We start from the raw sequence: 19178 nt of genomic DNA on the forward strand, positions 1-19178 counted from the left end.
CTGAGAGCAACCATGGACTGGCTCAACACCATCATCCGCACCTTCTTCGACTTCGGTGCAATGGCCGAAGTCCTGCCCCAGCTTCTGGCCGTCGGCCTCCTTAACACCCTCATCATCTCCGTCGCTGCCACAATCATCGGTGTCGCGCTGGGCATGATCGTGGCCGTTATGGGCATCTCACCGTCCCGGTGGCTGCGCATCCCGGCCCGCATTTACACGGACCTGTTCCGCGGCCTTCCCGCGATCCTGACCATCCTGCTCATCGGCCAGGGTTTCGCCCGGCTGAGCCAGTCCATCTTCGGCCCCTCGCCATACCCGTTGGGCATCATCGCCTTGAGCCTGATCGCCAGTGCCTACATCGGTGAGATCTTCCGCGCAGGCATCCAAAGCGTAGACAAGGGCCAGGGCGAGGCCTGCCGCGCCCTCGGCATGAGCTACGGCAAATCCATGGCACTCGTGGTCATCCCCCAGGGCATCCGCCGGGTACTGCCGGCGCTCGTGAACCAGTTCATCGCCATCGTCAAAGACTCCTCGCTCGTCTACTTCCTCGGGTTGCTGGTCAGCGAGCGCGAACTCTTCCGGGTAGGCCAGGACGCGGCCGTTCTCTCCGGAAACCTCTCCCCGCTGGTTATGGCCGGCGTCTTCTACCTCATCATCACCGTGCCGCTCACGCACCTGGTGAACTACTTCGACAGCCGCTTCCGGGCAGGAAAGCGCCGGCCCACGGCCCCGTCCAGCGGACTCAATGAAGTCAAGGAACTCGACGCGGCATCGCCGCTCATTACCGGGAGCAACACATGATCACCAGCACCAGCGCCAGCCCCACGGCTGACATCCAGACATTCCACGGATCCAGCCTGGAACTCAAGAACCTGACCATGGCATACGGGGACATCGAGGTCCTCCGCAACGTCAGCCTCACAGTGGCTCCGGGCACCACCACCTGCATCATCGGGCCCTCCGGTTCCGGCAAGTCAACGCTCCTCAGGGGCGTCAACAGGCTGCATGAACCCAAAAACGGGGATGTGCTCCTGGCGGGCGAGAGTGCACTGAAGGTCAACCCCGACATCCTGCGCAGCCGGATCGGGATGGTGTTCCAGCACTTCAACCTCTTCCCGGACCACACCGCCCTGGAGAACGTGGCCCTTGCCCTGTGGAGCGTCAAGAAGATGTCCAAGGCAGAGGCCCGGGAACGTGCAAGCCGCCGGCTGGCCGAAGTGGGCCTCGCCGAGCGTGCGGACCACCGCCCCCGCGACCTTTCCGGCGGGCAGCAGCAGCGGGTCGCCATCGCCCGCGCCCTGGCCATGGAACCGGAGGTGATGCTCTTCGACGAGGCCACCAGTGCCCTGGACCCCGAGCTCGTGAAGGGCGTCCTGACCCTCATGGCTTCACTCGCCAAACGGGGCATGACCATGGTGGTGGTCACGCACGAGATGGGCTTTGCCCGGAAAGTCGCCGACCAGGTGGTCTTTATGGATGAAGGCGAAGTGGTTGAAGCGGGCACGCCGGCCGACATCTTTGACAACCCCAAGAGTGAGCGCCTCCAGCGCTTCCTCTCCGAGGTGCTGTGATGGCGGCCCCAGGCGGCACCCTCATCCGCACCGCCGTCATCGGCTTTGGAATTTCCGGACGGGTCTTTCACGCACCCCTGATCGAGGCAGACCCCTCCTTTTCACTTGATGTGATTGTCACCGCTGATCCGGAGCGCGCTGCCGAAGCGGCCCTCCGCTACCCGGCGGCCAGGATTGTCCCAACGCCCGAGGCCATGTTCGCGCTGGCCGCGGATCTTGACCTGGTGGTCCTTGGAACCCCTCCCGTCACCCACTTCGACCTTGCCGCACGGGCAATCGCCCAGGGGCTCCACGTTGTAGTGGATAAACCGTTCGTCACTGCCTCAAGCCACGGCGAGGAACTCATGGCCAAAGCTGCCGACGCCGGCGTGCAGCTGACGGTCTTCCAGAACCGCCGCTGGGACGCTGACTTCCTGACCCTCAAAAAGCTCCTGGCCACAGGTGCGCTGGGTGAAGTGCGGAGTTTCGAGTCAAGGTTCGAGTGGTGGCGGCCGGAGGGATTCGGCAACTGGCGTGACTCTGCCACCACAGCCGAGGGCGGCGGGATCCTTCACGACCTGGGCGCCCACCTCATTGACCAGGCGGTGCAGCTGTTCGGACCCGTGGCGGGCAGCTATGGCGAAACGGCACACCACGCACCAACCCCGGAGGCGGCCGAGACGGAAGCCTTTGTGTCCCTGCTTCACGAGTCCGGGGTCCGCACCCGGCTGTGGATGAACGGCATGGCTGCCCAGGCGGGCCCCCGGTTCCACGTCCTGGGCTCTGAAGCGGGCTACACCAAGTGGGGCCTGGACGGCCAGGAAGCAGCCCTCGACGCCGGGCTGACGCCGTCGGATGCTGCTTATGGCATCGACCCCCAGGAGGCTTGGGGGCTCCTGGGCGTGGACGGCGCATCAGCAGCCGTGCCTGCCTTGCGCGGCGCATATCCCCGGTTCTACCGGCTCCTCGCGGAAGCCCTCGTGAACGGCGCGCCACTCCCCGTCGACCCGCGCGACGCCGTCGAAGTCTTGAAAGTCATTGAAGAAGTCCATGCCCTTGCCTGACGCACCCGTCACGGCACATCTTCCAATAAAGGAAAGCGAGTCCCCCATGTCCTCCGCCAGCCCCGCCAGGAAAGCCGCCGTCATCGGTGGCGGAATCCTTGGCGTTTCCACAGCCGTCCACCTCCTCCGCGAAGGCGCTTCCGTAGTCCTCCTCACCGAAAGCGGCCTTACCAGCGAGGCCTCAGGCCGGTCGCTCTCCTGGCTGAACTCCGCGGGTGAGCGCTCCACCCCCTACCACCAGCTCCGCATGGCAGGAGTGGACCGGTACCGGACCCTGTTTGCCGCGGACCCGTCCCGGGAGTGGCTTCAGTTCGGCGGCGGCCTGATGTGGAACCCGGCCGGCCAGGCTGAAGCCACGGTTGCCCGCCACCGGTATGAGCTGAACAAAAGCTACGACTCCAAACTGCTGGAGCCTGCGGAGATCGCCTCAGTTGCTCCCGGCGTGGACGCCTCCGCCGTTCCCGAGAACGCCATCTTCAACCCCGGCGAAGGCTGGGTGAGCCTGCCGGACCTGGTGGACTTCCTGATGGCAGAGTTCCACGAACTCGGCGGGGAACTGGTCCTCAACGCCGGAAAGGCTTCGGTAGTAGTAGAGGACGGACGCGCTGTCGGCGTCCAGGTCGCGTCGGGTGCGGTGCACGATGCCGATGCCGTCCTGGTGGCCTGTGGCGCCGCGACCCCATCCGTTGTGGCTCCCCTGGGGGTTGAGATCCCCAACGGCTCGCCGGTATCCATGCTGGTCATCACCAAGCCAACGGACCACGGCCTGGCTCCTGTGCTGAACACGCCCCGTGCCGCTGTCCGGCCCAACCCCGGAAATACCCTTGCCCTAGACCATGACTGGTACGAGGAAGACATCACCGAGCACACGGACGGAACCTTCAGCATTCCGGACGAAGTGGTGCAGGAACTCGCCGACGAAGCTTCCAAGCTCATCGCAGGCAGCCCGGAGCTCAAGCCCGCGTCCTGGAAGATCGGCTACAAACCCATCCCAGGCGATGGAGAGCCAGTCTTCGGTGAACTCGACAAGGTGCCCGGCTGCTTTGTGGCCTTCACCCACTCGGGGGCCACGCTCGGACTGATCGCCGGCGAGCTGCTGGCCGGCGAAATCCTCACCGGATCCCGCCACCCGATGCTGGAGACCTTCCGGCCGGAGCGGTTCTCCCAGTCGTCCAACCGCTAGTCCCGCCTACGCGGAGTGCGCGGCCGTGGTGCGCTGTTGATTCCTGACGGCAGCACCACGGCCGTTCTGCGTTCAGGCCCTGCCTGGCTTGCCTTCCGCCCCAGGGGAACGGCGGCACGCCCTGCCCCCCAGTCGAACTAAGATGGATCAGATAACCAACCACCGGCCCCGCCCCGCCGCGGCCTGTTGAAAGTAGCGCGCACCATTCCATCCCACCCGGACGAAAGTACGGCACTGGCAATACAGACCCCCGCCATCAACGACCGTTCCCTGGCGGCCGGACTGGCATATGCCATGGGCAGCCGCGTCTCGGGCATCTCGTTCGACGCCGCCACCGGGCTCATGCTGGGCAAGGTCCGCGGCGGTGCCGATGTGCCCTATTCCACCACCGCCAAACTGGTCCGCAAGGCGGGCGGCTGGAGCTGCACGGTGGGGGGGTGCAGCTGCCCGGTCCGGAAGGACTGCAAGCACGTGGCGGCGCTGCTCTTCGCAGCCGAGGACAACCCGGCCACCCGCGTCCAGCTGCTGTCACCGGCCACCGCCACCCAGACTTCGCGTGAGCCCTCCGTGGCCGTCTCGGATTGGGAGAAGGCGCTCAGCCCCCTGATCTCCCAGCCCGGCGCCACACGCTCCACCAGCGGTGTCCCGCTGGCACTCCAGTTCGAGATCGAAGAGCCTGCCCCGCACTTTTCCTACACAGGACGGCGCGATCCGCTCCGCAGCGTCCGCCAGCTCAAGGCCCGCCCCGTGATCATGGGGGCGAAGGGCAAGTGGATCCGCGGTGACGTCTCCTGGAACACCCTGAGCTACCTGAACTTCCGCCGTGAGTGCAACGAATCGCACGTGGAGTGGATGCAGGAGTTCCTGGCCGCCCACTCCGCCTCGGCCAGCCGGATGCAGAGCTCCTCCGGCCTGTGGCTGGGCCTGAACACCTACTCCGGCAAGAACCTGTGGAGCCTGCTCGCGGACGCCGGGAAGATTGGCCTGGCCCTCGTTCACTCCCGGGGCAGCGAACCGGTCCGGCTCGCGGAGTCCCCCGCCGCCGTCGGCCTTAACCTCGGACGTTACGGGACCCCCGGGAATGAAAGTCCCGCGAATGAAACCGCGGAGGCGGAGCAAGGCACACCAGTCAAGGAACAGGCGTCCGACGGCGGCCTGGAGCTCGCGCCCACCATCAGTGTGGAGGGGGAGGACGTTGATCCGGCCTCCGTGGGGACCATCGGCCGCCCCGCGCACGGCATCTTCTTCACCTCCGGGGAGGCCGCTCTGCCTGGGGTGCCCGATCCTGACGGCGCCATCACGCTGGCACCGCTGGAGGGCGGCCTGAGCGAGGAGTTGCTGGCGTTCGTCACCGCCGGGAGCACCCTGCACATTCCGGCGCAGGACGAGTCGCGCTTCCTTACCGGCTTCTATCCCAAGCTCAAGCAGACTGCCCGCGTCACCGCCAGGGACGAGTCCGTTGCGCTGCCCGCCCTGGCCGTCCCCACACTCTCGCTGCTCGCGAACTATGGGGCCGACCACACGGTCCGGCTGCACTGGGAGTGGCACTACAGGACGGGGAACCTCGTCACCGCCCAGCCGCTGTGGCGCCACCCCGGCGACCACGGCTACCGCGACGACACCGCCGAGGCCCGCATCCTCGAGGGCATCGGCCGGCCCTGGGAAGTGGTTCCGGCCTTGGGCGAATCCGCCACCGGCGGCTGGGGCACGCCCCGGCTCGCCGCGTCCGCGGAGTTGAAGGGCCTGGACACCCTGGCCTTCACCGAGGAAGTTCTCCCCCGGCTGCGCGAGGCTCCCGACGTGGACGTGGACACGGCGGGAGACATCGCCGACTACCGCGAGGCCGAGGAAGCGCCGGTGGTTTCCATCTCCACCAAGGCCACCGAGCAGCGCGACTGGTTCGACCTCGGCATCCAGATTTCGCTGGAGGGCCAGCCGGTGTCCTTCGCCGCAGTGTTCTCGGCGCTCGCGGCGGGCCAGACCAAAATGCTGCTGCCCAGCGGCGCCTACTTCTCCCTGGACCTGCCCGAGCTGCACCAGCTCCGCGCGCTGATTGAGGAGGCGCGCTCCCTGCAGGACAACAAGGATGCGCCGCTGCAGATCAGCCGGTTCCAGGCCGGACTGTGGGATGAGCTGGCGCAGCTCGGAATCGTGGACGAGCAGGCGGCGGCCTGGCGCTCGGCCGTGGGCGGTTTGCTGGAGGGCGGCGTGGACGGCCTGCCCCTGCCGGCCACCCTGAACGCGGAGCTGCGTCCCTACCAGCTGGAGGGCTTCAACTGGCTCACCTTCCTGTACAAGCACAGCCTGGGCGGGATCCTCGCGGACGATATGGGCCTGGGCAAGACCGTGCAGGCGCTCGCGCTGATGTGCGCGGCGAAGGAACTGGCCCTTTCCGCCGCTGCGGAAGGTTCCGGTTCCAGCGCACCAGGCTCCGGCGCACCAGGCTCCGATAATTCCGGTTCCGACGCATCAGCTTCCGCGCCCGACGCCGGTGCCCCCTTTTTGGTGGTCGCCCCCACCAGCGTCGTGGGCAACTGGGCTCTGGAAGCCGCGCGCTTCGCGCCCGGCCTGACGGTGCACGCCATCAGCGAGACCTTCGCCAAGAGCAGCCAGGTCCCGGCCGAGGCACTCGCCGACGCGGACATCGTGATCACCTCCTACGCCCTGTTCCGGATCGACTACGAGGCCTACGCGTCCCGGAAGTGGGCGGGCCTGGTGCTGGACGAGGCCCAGTTCGTGAAGAACCACCAGTCCAAGGCGTACCAGTGTGCCCGAAAACTGCCCACGGCCTTCAAGCTCGCCATCACGGGCACCCCGCTGGAGAACAACCTGATGGAGTTCTGGGCCCTCACTTCCATCGTCGCGCCCGGCCTGTTTTCCAGTCCCAAGCGCTTCGCGGAGTACTACCAGAAGCCGGTGGAGAAAAACGGCGACAAGGGGCAGCTGGACAAGCTCCGCCGTCGGATCCGTCCGCTGATGATGCGCCGCACCAAGGACCAGGTGATCAAGGACCTGCCGCCCAAGCAGGAGCAGATCCTGGAGGTGGTGCTGAACCCGCGCCATCAGAAGGTGTACCAGACGCACCTGCAGCGGGAACGGCAGAAGATCCTGGGGCTGATCGAGGACGTCAACAAGAACCGGTTCACCATTTTCCAGTCGCTGACCCTGCTGCGGCAGCTCAGCCTGGACGCCTCGTTGGTGGACCCGGCACTTGCCTCGGTGCGGTCAAGCAAGTTGGACGTGCTGTTTGAGCAGTTGGAGGACCTGGTGGCGGAGGGGCACCGTGCCCTGATCTTCAGCCAGTTCACCGGGTTCCTCGGGAAGGTCCGGGAGCGGCTGGACGAAGAGAACATCGAGTACTGCTACCTCGACGGCGGCACCCGCAACCGTGCCGACGTGGTCAGTGAGTTCAAGAACGGCAGCGCGCCAGTGTTCCTGATTTCGCTGAAGGCCGGCGGTTTTGGCCTCAATCTCACCGAGGCCGACTATGTCTTCCTGCTCGATCCCTGGTGGAACCCGGCCTCCGAGGCGCAGGCGGTGGACCGGACGCACCGGATCGGCCAGGCGCGGAACGTGATGGTGTACCGGCTGGTGGCCAAGGACACCATCGAGGAAAAGGTCATGGCGCTGAAGGCCCGGAAGTCGCAGCTGTTCGCCGACGTGATGGAGGGCGACGCCCTGGCCGGCGGCGCCATCACGGCCGAAGACCTGGCGGGGCTGTTCCAGGAGTAGCGCGGGCATCCTTTCCGGTTTCGACACGGATCGGCAATTTCGACGCGCACATTCCCCGGTGCGGCCCGTATTCGCGCAGCGTCCGGGAATCTGCGCAGCGCAAATGCGTTTGCGCGTCGTGAACATAGACATATGCTGGTGACCAAGGCAAAACTACAACGTTGGAGAAACCGTGTCGCAGCAGCAGGCCAGCAAGCAGGCCCCCGCACCGCCGATCCTTCCTCCCCTGCGCCCGGACGCCTTCAGCACCCCCTACCACGACCCCGTCTGCGACGGCCCCACGGACCCCGTCCTGGTGCCGGACCACCAGACCGGCGAGTGGGTACTGTTCTACACCCAGCGCCGGGCCGCAGCACCAGGCCTCACAGGCGTGGAGTGGGTGCACGGTACGGCCATCGGTATGGCACGGTCCTCCGACGGCGGACTCAGCTGGACCTACCAAGGCATTGTGGACGGACTCGTCCCGCCGGAAACTGAACTGCCCGCAACCCTGTGGGCTCCCGACGTCGTACGGATCAACGACCAGTGGATCATGTACCTGACGGTTCTCGGCGGGGTGCGGACAGACTGGACCGGCACGGCCTCCATCGTGCAGCTCGCCAGCCGCGACCTGGCCAGCTGGGAGTACCTGGGCCCGATCGACCTGGACTCACCCCGCGTGATCGACGCCGCCGTCGCCCGGTGCGGGGACGGCCGCTACCGGCTCTGGTACAAAGACGAAGCCCGCGGGTCCAACACCTACAGCGCGGTCAGCGACAGCCCGGAGGATCCGTCCTCATGGGCTCTTGAAGGACTCACCATCCCGGGCCGTCCGCATGAAGGGCCCAAGGCCTTCCGGATGGACGGTGCGTTCTGGATGATTGTGGACGAGTGGCGCGGCCAGGGCGTCTACCGCTCGGAAGACGGTGCGGGAGGCTGGATCCGGCAGGACCACCTGGGCGGCCTCATTCTCACGGCGCCGGAGTCGGTGGACGGACGGGCCGTCGTCGGACGCCACGCTGACGTGGTCCCCCTTCCCCCGCAGGAGGACGGCGCTGAACGGGCACTGCTGGTGTACTTCACCCACCCGCACTGGGACGGCGAGGACATCGACACCATGGCTCCTGACCCGAAGACCCGCCTCAGCCACGTCCGGGCGGCGGTGCTCGAGGTCGGCAACGGCATCCTGGTCTGCATCGAGCCCTAACCAGCAAAACCAGCACGCACGACAAAGGGCCAAACCTTGGAACTATAAGCCAGCTGCTGCTGGCACCGGTCCAAGGCTTGGCCCTCTGCCTGACTCGTATCCCGGGCGCCCCCACCCGGAATTCTTACTGCACGCTAGGCCCGCTGCGGCGAACCAAGCTCCACCGGATCTTCGTCCGTCAGGTACGCCAGCTCCGAGTGGGCGGCGAGGTCGATGCCGCGCAGCTCGTCTTCCGGCTTGATGCGCAGGCCAATCGTCTTGTCCAGGATCTTCGCCAGGACCCAGGTGATACCGAACGAGTAGACCAGGACGGAGACGGTTGCCAGCGCCTGGACACCCAGGAGTTCGACGCCGCCGCCGTAGAACAGGCCGCTGACCCCGTTGGGTGCAGCATCGGTGGCAAACAGGCCGATCAGCAGGGTTCCGAGGATGCCGCCCACGAGGTGGACGCCCACCACGTCGAGCGAATCGTCGAAGCCGAGGCGGAACTTCAGCTCAATGGCGAGGGAGCACACGGCCCCGGCGATCGCGCCGATGGCGACCGCGCCGAGCGGGCTGACGGCACCACAGGCCGGGGTGATGGCAACCAGTGCCGAAATCAGGCCGGATGCCGCGCCCATGCTGGTGGCCGCGCCGTGGCGGAGCCGCTCAACAAGGGCCCAGGCGAGGAGGCCTGCGGAAGCAGCAACAGCGGTGTTCAGGAAGACCACCGACGCCGACTGGCCGGCGGAGAGTGCCGAGCCGGCGTTGAAGCCGAACCAGCCCACCCACAGCAGGCCCGCGCCCACCAGTACCAGCGGGCGGCTGTGCGGCTTGGCGTGTTCCACCTTGGGCCAGCCGGAGCTCTTGCCCAGGACCAATGCCAGGGCCAGGGCCGCAGCGCCGGCGTTCATGTGCACCGCGGTGCCGCCGGCGAAGTCGATTGCCTTGATGCCGCTGGCGATCCAGCCGCCGGTCACGCTGCCGTCAGCGGAGGAGAAGGCGAACACCCAGTGCGCGATGGGGAAGTAGACAATGGTGGCCCAGATGCCGGCGAACAGCATCCACGCGCCGAACTTCATCCGCCCGGCTGCGGCTCCGGCAACCAGTGCCGTGGTAACGCAGGCGAAGAACAGCTGGAACGCGGCGAAGAGGATCACCGGGATGGATGCCCCCTCATCTGCGGGCAGCAGCTGCGCCATGCCGGGGAACTCGGTGACGTCCCCGATGAGCCCCATGCCCGCCACCGAGTTTCCGAAGGCCATCGAGTAGCCGAAGAGCGCCCACAGGACGGCCACCAGGCTGGCGCCGCCGAAGCACATCATCATCATGTTGAGGATGCGGCGCGACCCCACCATGCCCCCGTAAAACAGGGCCAAAGCGGGGATCATCATACAAACCAGCGCGGAGCTGGCCAGAATCCAAGCGACATTTCCCGAATCCATGGGAAACCCCTTTCGTGATGCGAAGAGAGAACGGTAAATTGCCGTCAGAGCCGCTCCGTCGGGAGGGACGCGGGGTAGGTACCGCGTTCAGCAGAGGATGGCTATTGCCGTCGTGCTCCAACTGTATGGCGGCGATTTTGGGCTAGGTTTCCGGTGCGTTAAATGATGGTTTCAGTCATTCACACACCAGTTTCAGCAGTCCCACCACTAGCAGGAGTCAGGCGGGTATCAGGGGTCCCGGTGCGGCGCGGGAGGACCACTGTAGCCAAACCTGCCTGCCCACGCCTACTGTTTTTCCGGGGGGACGGCAGGGAAAGGAATGACGGATGAGGACCGTGACCTACGGTGCGGCGTGCAGCCTCGACGGCTACATCGCCGGCAGCGGCGGCGCCATCGACTGGCTCCACTTCAGCCATGACGTGGAGGAGGTGATGGCCGAGTACTGGTCGACCGTCGATGCCGTCCTGATGGGCCGGAAGACCTGGGAGTTCGCCGCAGCCCAGGGCATGGGCGGCGAGTCCGCAAGCAACGAGCGCACCGGCATTCCAGACGTGGCCACGTACATCTTCTCCCGCACCATGACGGAACCTCCAGCTGGAGTTAAGCTGGTCCCCGCCGACGCCGTAGGGTTCGTCAAGCAGCTCAAGGAGCAGCCGGGCAAGGGTATCTGCCTGATGGGCGGTGGGGAGCTCGCGTCTGCTTTCTTCGAAGCCGGGGTCATCGACCAGATCAGCCTCAACGTGCATCCGGTGCTGTTGGGGTCCGGGGCTCCGTTCTTCCCGCCCCAACCCCGGCGCACCATCCTCGAACTCGAGGAGTCACGCGTCCTCGGCGGAGGCTGCGTGCTCATGAACTACCGGGTCCGGCACTAAGGGAACACCCGCAGCCCCAAACCCCGGGTTGGCGCTGCGGGGGGAGTCATAAGGAGCGCACGACGGCGGCCCTAACCGACGGTGCGGGCCTCGCCGAGCAGCCCCGCCAAGGAGTCCGCCAGCGCCACGGCGCCTTCCTCCGCGTCCCAGTCCTCCACCAGTTCGTCCGGCGAGTGCGAAATGCCGGTAGGGTTCCGGACGAACAGCATGGCGGTGGGGATGTGGCTGCTGAGCACGCCGGCATCGTGCCCGGCCCCGGTGTCCAGGACCGGCGCGGCGGGAAGCAGTTCCTGCAGCCGGTCCCGCAGGCCGCCGTCGAAATGCACTGTGGGACTGAGCGATTCCGTTGTCAGGCTGACGGCACATCCTTCCTCCGCGGCGAAGATCCCGGCGTTCAGCCGGATGGCTTCGACCAGGGCCGCGGTGACGGAGTCGTCCGGGTGGCGGACGTCGATCCAGAGGTCCACCCGGGAGGCGATCACGTTCGTTCCGCCCGGAACGGGTTGGACCCTGCCCACAGTGGCCCGCGCGTCCCGGTACTTCCTGGCGGTATCGCGGATGCTGACCATGATCTTGGCCGCGGCGATCATCGGATCCTTGCGGCCCGCCATCAGGGTGGTCCCGGCGTGGTTGCCCTGCCCGGAAATGCTCAGCTTCCAGCGGCCGTGGCCCAGGATCGAGGAGCCGATGGCCACGGGCCGGTTCAGGTCGATCAGTCCCCTGCCCTGCTCCACGTGCAGTTCCACAAACAGGCCCATCTGCTGGAGGGCCTTGTAATCGGCGCCGATAAGCTTCGGGTCCTGCCCTTTCGCGGCCGAGACGTCCGCATAGGTGTTGCCGTCCGGGTCCTTCAAGCGGCGTGCCTTGTCCGGGTCCAGTTCACCGGTCAGGAGCCGGGAGCCCAGGCAGGCCACCCCGAACCGCGAGCCCTCCTCTTCGGGGAAGACGGCGATGGCCAGCGGCCTGCGGGGACGGAGCGCGCGGGCCTTCAGGATGTCGACGGCGACCAGGGCCGAGGCGACACCGAGCGGACCGTCGTACTCGCCACCGCCCGGAACAGAGTCCAGGTGGCTTCCGGTCACAACGGCGTCCCTCCGCGTGCCGGCGGAGGTGTCCCACCAGGCCCAGATGATGCCGTTGTGGTCGGTATAAACGTCGAGTCCGCGCCGTTCGGCCTGCTCGATAAACCAGGTCCGCAGGTCCGTTTCGGCGCTGGAGAACACCGCCCGCGAGTAGCCGCCCCGCGACTTGTCCCTGCCGATGGTGGAGATGTCCTGAAGCAGGCTGGTAACCGTGGATGCGCTGGTTCTGGCGGAAGGCAGGGCCTCCGCCGTGGGTACTGTCTGTGAAAGGCTCACTGGTATCCGTTCTATGTGGTCACAGCTGTTGAGGACGCCATCCGGAACCGCCCGGGAACTGTCCCGGCACCGGTTGCCAGGTCCGCGGCCCACTGGCCGATCAGCGGCGCGAACTTGGCGCCGTGCCCTGAACAGGGCGACAGGACAGTGAGGTTCTCCACGCGGTCGATGATGAAGTCTTCGTTGGGGGTGTTAGTGAACAGGCAGGTGGTTTCGGCATAGGGTTCCGGGTGCAGGCCTGGCAGGTAGCGGCGGACGTAGTCCACCACCCGGCGGCGGTTGGCCGGATCCACTTCACCGGTCTGCTCCCGGGCGGATGGGATTAGCCTCCCCCCGTTGTACTCGGCCACTTTCTGCCCGGCGAAACCGGCGTCGCGTCCGCCGGGAAGGCCGTAGGCCTGGATGTCGGCGGCCTTGTGGATGAAGGTGGGCCAGCCCGCGGCTTCCGGGCTCATGGCACCGGAAGCCGCGCCGCCGTCGTAATTCTTGTACTTGAAGTGGAAGGCCTGCTCCTGCCGGACGGTGATCTCGGGGAGCCCGGCCAGGAAACCGGCCGGAAGGGACAGCTGTCCCAGCAGCCCCGGCAGCCAGCCGCCGGCGCTAATCACTACGTTGCCGGCGTCCACCGTCTCCCCTGCAGAGGAATGCAGCCGGTAACCGGCGCCCGTCCGCTCCACGCTCTGCAGCTCCCAGCCGGTCAGCAGCCGCCCGCCGTGCCCGACGGCGAGGCTTACCATCGCGTTGACGGCACCTTCCGCGTCGATCACCCCCGCACCGGGGTGCCAGAGGACCTCGGTATCCAAGGCAATCTGCGGCCAGCGTGCGCGGGCGTCGGCCGCGGACAGGAGTTCATGCTCGACGCCTTCCCCACCCAGCACCGAGGCCAGCAGCCGCGGATTGCGTTGCGGGCCGTAGTCCACGGCACCGTAGGGAGTGATCAGGGTGGTTCCGGAGGCCGCGGCCAGCCCGTCCCAGAGTGCCTTCGACTCCAGGACGGCCCGGGTGTAAAAGGGGTCCGGGTAGGCGTAGCGGAAGATTCTGGCGGAGCCGTGGGAACTGCCGTCATGCGCTGCTGGCGTGCTGCGTTCCAGGAGGGTGACCTGATGGCCGCGGGCCGCGAGCTGCCAGGCGGTGGCGGCGCCGGCGAGGCCGGCGCCCACGATCACATAGTCGGAGGAGTCGGAAGGGGCTTCAGGCATCAGAAGCTTCCCTGGCCGGGGATCCAGCTGGTGCCGGCCAGCGGCACCCGGGCCATGGCGGAGGCCTCGATGGTCAACGCCACCAGGTCCTCCGGCTCCAGGTTGTGCAGGTGCGACTTTCCGCAGGCGCGGGCGATGGTCTGGGCTTCCATGGTGAGGACGCGGAGGTAGTTGGCCAGGCGCTTGCCCGCCGCTACCGGATCCAGCCGGGAGGCGAGTTCCGGGTCCTGGGTGGTGATGCCGGCGGGGTCGCGGCCGTCCTGGAAGTCGTCGTAGAAGCCGGCGGCGGAGCCCAGGGCGGAGTATTCGGCGGCGTAACGGGGATCGTTGTCACCCAGGGCGATCAACGCCGCGGTGCCGATGGCCACCGCGTCCGCACCCAACGCCATCGCCTTTGCCACGTCTGCCCCGGTGCGGATGCCGCCGGAAACGATGAGCTGGACCTTGCGGTGCACCCCGAGTTCCTGAAGCGCCTGCACGGCCTGCGGAATGGCGGCGAGGGTGGGGATGCCGACGTTTTCGATGAATACCTGCTGCGTGGCGGCGGTGCCGCCCTGCATACCGTCCACCACCACCACATCGGCGCCGGACTTCACGGCGAGCGCGGTGTCGTAGTACGGCCGGGAGGCGCCGATCTTGACGTAGACGGGGGTCTTCCAGTCGGTGATTTCGCGGAGTTCCCCGATTTTGATTTCCAGGTCGTCCGGGCCGGTCCAGTCGGGGTGCCGGCTGGCGGAACGCTGGTCGATGCCCACCGGCAGGGTGCGCATTCCGGCCACGCGTTCAGTGATTTTCTGGCCGAGAAGCATGCCGCCGCCGCCAGGCTTGGCGCCCTGGCCCAGCACGATTTCGATGGCATCGGCCTTGCGCAGGTCGTCCGGGTTCATGCCGTACCGGGACGGCAGGTACTGGTACACGAGGTGCTTGGACTGGCCGCGCTCCTCAGGGGTCATGCCGCCGTCGCCCGTGGTCGTGGAAGTGCCCACCTCGCTGGCGCCGCGGCCCAGTGCTTCCTTGGCGTTGGCGGACAGGGCGCCGAAGCTCATGCCGGCGATGGTCACCGGGGTCTGCAGGTGCAGCGGCCTGGACGCGTGCCGGTCACCGAGGACGACGTCGGTATCGCACTTTTCGCGGTAGCCCTCCAGCGGGTAGCGGGACATGGAGGCGCCGAGGAAGAGCAGGTCATCGAAGTGCGGGACCTTGCGTTTGGCGCCCCAGCCGCGGATGTCGTAGACGCCGGTGGCGGCGGCGCGCTGGATGTCGGCGATGGTGGCGCGGTCGAACGTGGCGGACTCGCGCAGCCCCAGTTCGGCCACGTTCTGCGCGGGAGGGCGCTGCGCGGCCGGGTCCAGTGCGGGTGCTGCCGTTGGTGCTTCAGCGGGGAGCGGTACTGAGGTGATGGTCATGGGGGCTCCTAGTACGACGTCGAGTTGTCGACGTGGAAGTGGTAAAGGTTCCGGGCTGATCCGTAGCGCTTGAAGTCGGCCGGGTTGTCGGTGCGGCCGGCAGCGGCCAGCAGTTCCGCGAGTTCGGCGAGGTGCTCTTCGCGCAGCGGCTTTTCGATGCAGTCTGCGCCGAGGGAGGCCACGGTGCCCTTGACGTAAAGGCGCGCCTCGTAGATGGAGTCGCCCAGCGCGTCCCCGGCGTCGCCGCACACCACCAGCCGGCCGGCCTGGGCCATAAACGCGGACATGTGGCCGATGTTGCCGCCCACCACGATGTCCACGCCCTTCATCGAGATTCCGCACCGTGCACCGGCGTTGCCGTCGATGACCACCAGGCCGCCGTGTCCGGTCGCCGCGGCGGACTGGGAGGCGTCACCCGTGACGTGCACCCTGCCAGACATGATGTTCTCGGCCATTCCGACGCCGGCATTGCCGTTGATAACCACGTCGCCTTTCTGGTGCATCCCGGCTGCGTAGTAGCCGGCGTGGCCTTCGATGGTCACCTTGATGTCCGCGTTGATGCCGGCGGCCAGGCTGTGCTTGCCGCCGGGGTTGGTGACGGTCCAGGACTGTCCGTCCGCGGCATCGTGGATGGCCTGGTTCAGTTCGCGGACGGCGCTGACGGCGAGGTCAACCGTGGTGGTTTCCGTCAGAGCACCAACGGTGGGGGCTTCGGGAGCTGTCAGAGTGACCATGTGTAGACCTTTCCGGGTTCCGGTTCAAAGATGCGGGCGTTGTTGATGCCGGGCAGGCCGGCCAGGGCGCGGTATTCGGAGGCCATGGCCACGTAGTCGTCCGTTTCGGCGATGATGGCCGGCTTGCAGGCAATGGGGTCGCGGACCACGGCCATGCTGTCCGCCGTTGTGACTACCAGGGTGTAGAAGCCGTCCAGGACCTTGCCCAGGTTCACCAGTGCTTCCTCGAGGTTGTCGCCCTGCTTCAGCCGGGAGGCGACGTAACGGGCGCCCACTTCGGTGTCGTTCTCCGAATCGAACACCACGCCCTCGCGCTTGAGTTCGCGGCGGACGGTGGCGTGGTTGGAGAAGGAGCCGTTGTGGACCAGGCACAGGTCATCGGCCACTGAGAAGGGATGTGAGCCGCCGGCCGTGACAGCGGATTCTGTGGCCATCCGGGTGTGGGACAGCCCCTGGCTTCCGGCCATGGCTTGGAGTCCATGCCCGGCGGCGATCTCCATCGGGTGGCCAACGCTCTTCATCACGGCGACGTGCTCGCCGCGTCCGATGATGGTGGCGGCGGGCAGGGTTTCGCTGACTGCTTTCACCAGCAGGTCAGTCCCGACGGCGGCACTCACCAGGGTGGTGTCGCCCGCCACTTTGACGGCTGCTGCCGCATCAGAGGGAAGGAGCGCGGCGACGCCTGCGGTGATGGCCGCCGTCGTCATTCCCTGGTCCTTGCCGAGGAGGCTCAGTGTGGACGTCCCGGGGGAAACCAGGCCGGGGGTGTTGTAGACGGCGAGGCCGGCGGAGTCCGGTCCGCGGTCCACGATCTGGCAGAGCATCGAGGACAGCAGGCTGCCCATCCGGGGATACAGCGAGGGGTTGCGCAGCTGCAGCGCGGCGATTCCGCACATGGTGGTCCTTTACGTGTGGGGAGTGGGTCAGATAGGGGACGGCTAGATGGACGACGGGTTAGATGGATGTCAAATACGCGCGGATTTCCCAGTCGCTGACCTGGTTGTGCCAGCTCAGGAATTCCTCTTCCTTGGCGTCCGCGTAGTAGCTGCCGATGGCCGGATCGCCGCTGAGGCTGGCCAGGATGACGGGGTCCTTCCGCAGGGATTCCACGGCGTGGAGCAGGGTGGCCGGGAGAAGGTGCGCGTCGGGTTTGGACTCCCCCGGCCCGGACGGCTGGCCCGGGTCCAGGGACTTCTCCACGCCGTCCAGCCCGGCGGCAATGGCTGTGGCGATGGCGAGGTACGGGTTGGCGGAACCATCTCCGGAGCGCAGCTCGATCCGCTTGTTGTCCGGCACCCGGATCATGTGCGTGCGGTCATTCCCGCCGAAGGATGCCTTCCGCGGCGACCAGGTGGCGCCGGAGGAGCTGGTGGTGGCGCCGGTCCTTTTGTAGGAGTTCACGGTCGGGGCGAGGAACGCCTGCAGTGCCGGGGCATGCTCAAGGACGCCGGCGATAAACGAACAGGCGAGGCCGGAAAGCCCAAGGCCGCGGCCGCCGTCGTCCGCGCCCTCACTCGGGAACAACGCCTCGGCACCCGACCACAGGGACAGGTGGAAGTGCAGGCCCGTGCCGGTGCGGTCGGTGAAGGGCTTGGGCATAAACGTGGCGGTCATGCCGCGCTGCCCGGCCAGGATGTTCAGGATGTAGCGGAGGGACACCACCCGGTCAGCCGTGGTGAGGGCGTCCGCGTAGTTGAAGTTCTGCTCGAACTGGCCGGCGGCGTCCTCGTGGTCGTTGGCGTAGTTGCCCCAGCCCAGGCTGTTCATCGCATCGGAGATGGAGGTGAGGTGGTCGTACATCCGGGTGACGCCGCGGGCGTCGTAGCAGGGGCGGGGCGAATCGTCCTTGTCGTCGGCGGTACTCAGCGTCCCGTCGTCGTTCTTTTTCACCAGGAAGTATTCGACTTCGGCACCCACCTTTGCCTGCATTCCCTTCTCTGCCAGGCGGGCGAGGGTGTTTTTCAGGATGACGCGCGGGGCGTAGGGCCAGGGCTTGCCGTCAACGTGGGGGTCGCAGTGGATGATGGCCAGGCCCTCCTTGATGAAGGGCACCGGCGTGAAGGACGCGAGATCCGGGATGGCGATCAGGTCCGGGTCCTGCGGCTTCTGGCCCATCAAACCCGCGGCGTAGCCGGCGAAGCCCATGGCACCGTTTTCAAGTTCATCGGCGGCTTCCACCGGGACCAGCTTCGCGCAGGGCTTGCCCGTCATGTCCACGAAGGTGGCCAGCAGGAAGCGGACGTCGTGTGCCTTGGCGATGTCCGCAAGGGAAATACGGCCGGTGCTCTCGGGCACTGGCACTTCTGTTGGAACTTCAGGTGTCGCGAGACTGGTCATCTGAACTGTCCTGTTCGCTTACTGTTACTTGTTATGAAACCTTGTTGAACCACAGTAGTCAAATTTCTGTTTCAAGCGAGCGCAGGATTTGTTAACTCTGGATTTCGCGAGGTGGATTCAGGGCCGGCTTTTGCTGGCGCCGGTCATCGCCAAGGGCTAAGGCATGGGCGCGCCCATTCGGCCCACGCCTGGCCCGCCTGTGCATTATTGGCGAAGCGCCTGGGGAATTGGGGCCACCCAGTGGGATGTTGCCCGGACGCGCAGCGCCACAGGTGGCTACTTCGCGGCGACGGCCAGGAACCGGATAGGGAGCTCCTGAAGCTCGAGCGGGCCGTGCGGGCCCTCGCCATCGAGGAGGAGCGAGTCTCCCGGCTCCATGGTGTATTCGTACTGGCCGTGGCCGTAGACCATCCTGCCGGCGAGCATGTAGATAAATTCCGTCCCCGGGTGCTGGAAGAGCGGGAAAACGTCCGAGGCATCCGTCAGGGTCACGAGGGTTGGCTCCAGCGCATCCGTTCGGCCCTTCAAGGTACCCAGCACGCGGTATTCATGCCCGTGCTGGGTGCCGCTGCGGACGGTGAGGCTGCCCTGGCCGTTCTTGGTGAACGTGGCGTCGCGGTCGGTGTCCGCACCGCGGAAAAGGGCCGTCACCGGGATCTCGAGCCCGTCGGCGAGGCGTTGCAGCGTGGTCAGCGAACAGGAAGTGCTGGCCGTTTCAATCTTCGAGATCATCGCTTTGGAGAGCCCGGTGCGGGCAGCAAGTTCCGCGGAGGACAGGCCTTGGGAGGTGCGGTACCGCCGCAGCTGGGTTGCGATCACCTGTTCGAGTTTTCCCGCAACCTCTTCCCGGGCATGGTCTGTCATAGCAGCCATCATAGGTGGCGCCCTGCGGTGACGAACGGCCACCCCAGCCACGCCCGAGCGGCTTCGTACCGCGTCAGCTGGGAACAGCTCTGTTCGAACACGAACGAGCCTGTTCGAGTGCCTTGTTGCGGCTGCCTCCCGCCCATAGTCTCGCTGTGCCGCAGCTTTTCCACTCCCCCGGCTTTCCGGCGCGGGCGCGGGCGCCGACGCCAGCAACGCTCCCTGAGACTGTGAGGTACAACAATGATGTTCTCCCCCCGACCACCACG

The 19178-nt window shown here is 66.8% G+C and carries 15 protein-coding genes; 7 read left to right on the plus strand and 8 right to left on the minus strand.

Annotated elements, in window-relative coordinates:
- The first annotated feature begins 12 nt into the window (after nt 1-12).
- From FBY31_RS11675 to FBY31_RS11700, 6 genes are all read left to right on the plus strand, one after another.
- Nucleotides 13-801: an amino acid ABC transporter permease gene (locus FBY31_RS11675; RefSeq protein ID WP_142040912.1), complete on the plus strand. Its 789-nt coding sequence runs from the start codon at nt 13-15 to the stop codon at nt 799-801.
- A complete protein-coding gene (locus FBY31_RS11680) occupies nt 798-1571 on the plus strand; it encodes an amino acid ABC transporter ATP-binding protein (protein WP_142040914.1) in 774 nt (257 codons plus the stop codon). The genes FBY31_RS11675 and FBY31_RS11680 overlap by 4 nt, the downstream gene beginning before the upstream one ends.
- Nucleotides 1571-2614: a Gfo/Idh/MocA family protein gene (locus tag FBY31_RS11685; protein WP_142040917.1), complete on the plus strand. Its 1044-nt coding sequence runs from the start codon at nt 1571-1573 to the stop codon at nt 2612-2614. The genes FBY31_RS11680 and FBY31_RS11685 overlap by 1 nt, the downstream gene beginning before the upstream one ends.
- Before the next feature lie 46 nt (nt 2615-2660).
- Nucleotides 2661-3797, plus strand: coding sequence for an NAD(P)/FAD-dependent oxidoreductase (locus FBY31_RS11690; protein WP_142040920.1), 1137 nt, complete (start codon nt 2661-2663; stop codon nt 3795-3797).
- Between the two features lie 204 nt (nt 3798-4001).
- Nucleotides 4002-7529 (plus strand): DEAD/DEAH box helicase, encoded by a 3528-nt coding sequence (locus tag FBY31_RS11695; RefSeq protein ID WP_142045287.1) that lies wholly within the window; start codon nt 4002-4004, stop codon nt 7527-7529.
- 172 nt (nt 7530-7701) lie between these two features.
- Nucleotides 7702-8715: a glycoside hydrolase gene (locus FBY31_RS11700; protein WP_142040922.1), complete on the plus strand. Its 1014-nt coding sequence runs from the start codon at nt 7702-7704 to the stop codon at nt 8713-8715.
- A 134-nt stretch (nt 8716-8849) separates the two neighbouring features.
- On the opposite strand, the gene FBY31_RS11705 is transcribed toward FBY31_RS11700, so the two are convergent.
- Complete coding sequence (locus tag FBY31_RS11705) at nt 8850-10139, minus strand: ammonium transporter (RefSeq protein ID WP_142040924.1); 1290 nt, start codon at nt 10137-10139, stop codon at nt 8850-8852.
- A gap of 326 nt (nt 10140-10465) precedes the next feature.
- Between FBY31_RS11705 and FBY31_RS11710 the strand changes: the two genes are divergently transcribed.
- Nucleotides 10466-11011: a dihydrofolate reductase family protein gene (locus tag FBY31_RS11710; protein WP_142040926.1), complete on the plus strand. Its 546-nt coding sequence runs from the start codon at nt 10466-10468 to the stop codon at nt 11009-11011.
- 71 nt (nt 11012-11082) lie between these two features.
- Here FBY31_RS11710 and FBY31_RS11715 read toward each other — a convergent pair whose 3' ends face one another.
- The 7 genes from FBY31_RS11715 to FBY31_RS11745 all read right to left on the minus strand — a co-directional run bounded on the left by FBY31_RS11715 (nt 11083) and on the right by FBY31_RS11745 (nt 18909).
- Nucleotides 11083-12369, minus strand: coding sequence for an allantoate amidohydrolase (locus FBY31_RS11715; RefSeq protein WP_142040929.1), 1287 nt, complete (start codon nt 12367-12369; stop codon nt 11083-11085).
- Nucleotides 12370-12380: 11 nt separating this feature from the next.
- Nucleotides 12381-13568 carry an FAD-dependent oxidoreductase gene (locus tag FBY31_RS11720; protein ID WP_142040932.1) on the minus strand — a complete coding sequence of 396 codons (1188 nt, stop codon included), beginning with the start codon at nt 13566-13568 and terminating at the stop codon, nt 12381-12383.
- Nucleotides 13568-14974, minus strand: coding sequence for an FMN-binding glutamate synthase family protein (locus tag FBY31_RS11725; RefSeq protein ID WP_200833356.1), 1407 nt, complete (start codon nt 14972-14974; stop codon nt 13568-13570). The genes FBY31_RS11720 and FBY31_RS11725 overlap by 1 nt, the downstream gene beginning before the upstream one ends.
- 8 nt (nt 14975-14982) lie before the next feature.
- Nucleotides 14983-15708, minus strand: a complete 726-nt coding sequence (locus FBY31_RS11730; protein ID WP_142040934.1) for a protein glxC — start codon at nt 15706-15708, stop codon at nt 14983-14985.
- On the minus strand, nt 15696-16604 hold the full coding sequence (locus tag FBY31_RS11735) for a glutamine amidotransferase (protein ID WP_142040937.1): 909 nt from the start codon (nt 16602-16604) through the stop codon (nt 15696-15698). Before FBY31_RS11735 ends, FBY31_RS11730 begins: the two co-directional genes overlap by 13 nt.
- Nucleotides 16605-16662: 58 nt before the next feature.
- Nucleotides 16663-18003, minus strand: coding sequence for a type III glutamate--ammonia ligase (gene glnT / locus FBY31_RS11740; protein WP_235013030.1), 1341 nt, complete (start codon nt 18001-18003; stop codon nt 16663-16665).
- Between the two features lie 318 nt (nt 18004-18321).
- Entirely contained in the window at nt 18322-18909 is a 588-nt protein-coding gene (locus tag FBY31_RS11745) for a helix-turn-helix domain-containing protein (protein WP_235013031.1), read from the minus strand.
- Nucleotides 18910-19178 lie beyond the last annotated feature (269 nt).

The organism is Arthrobacter sp. SLBN-100 (assembly GCF_006715305.1).
Classification (GTDB): Bacteria; Actinomycetota; Actinomycetes; order Actinomycetales; family Micrococcaceae; genus Arthrobacter.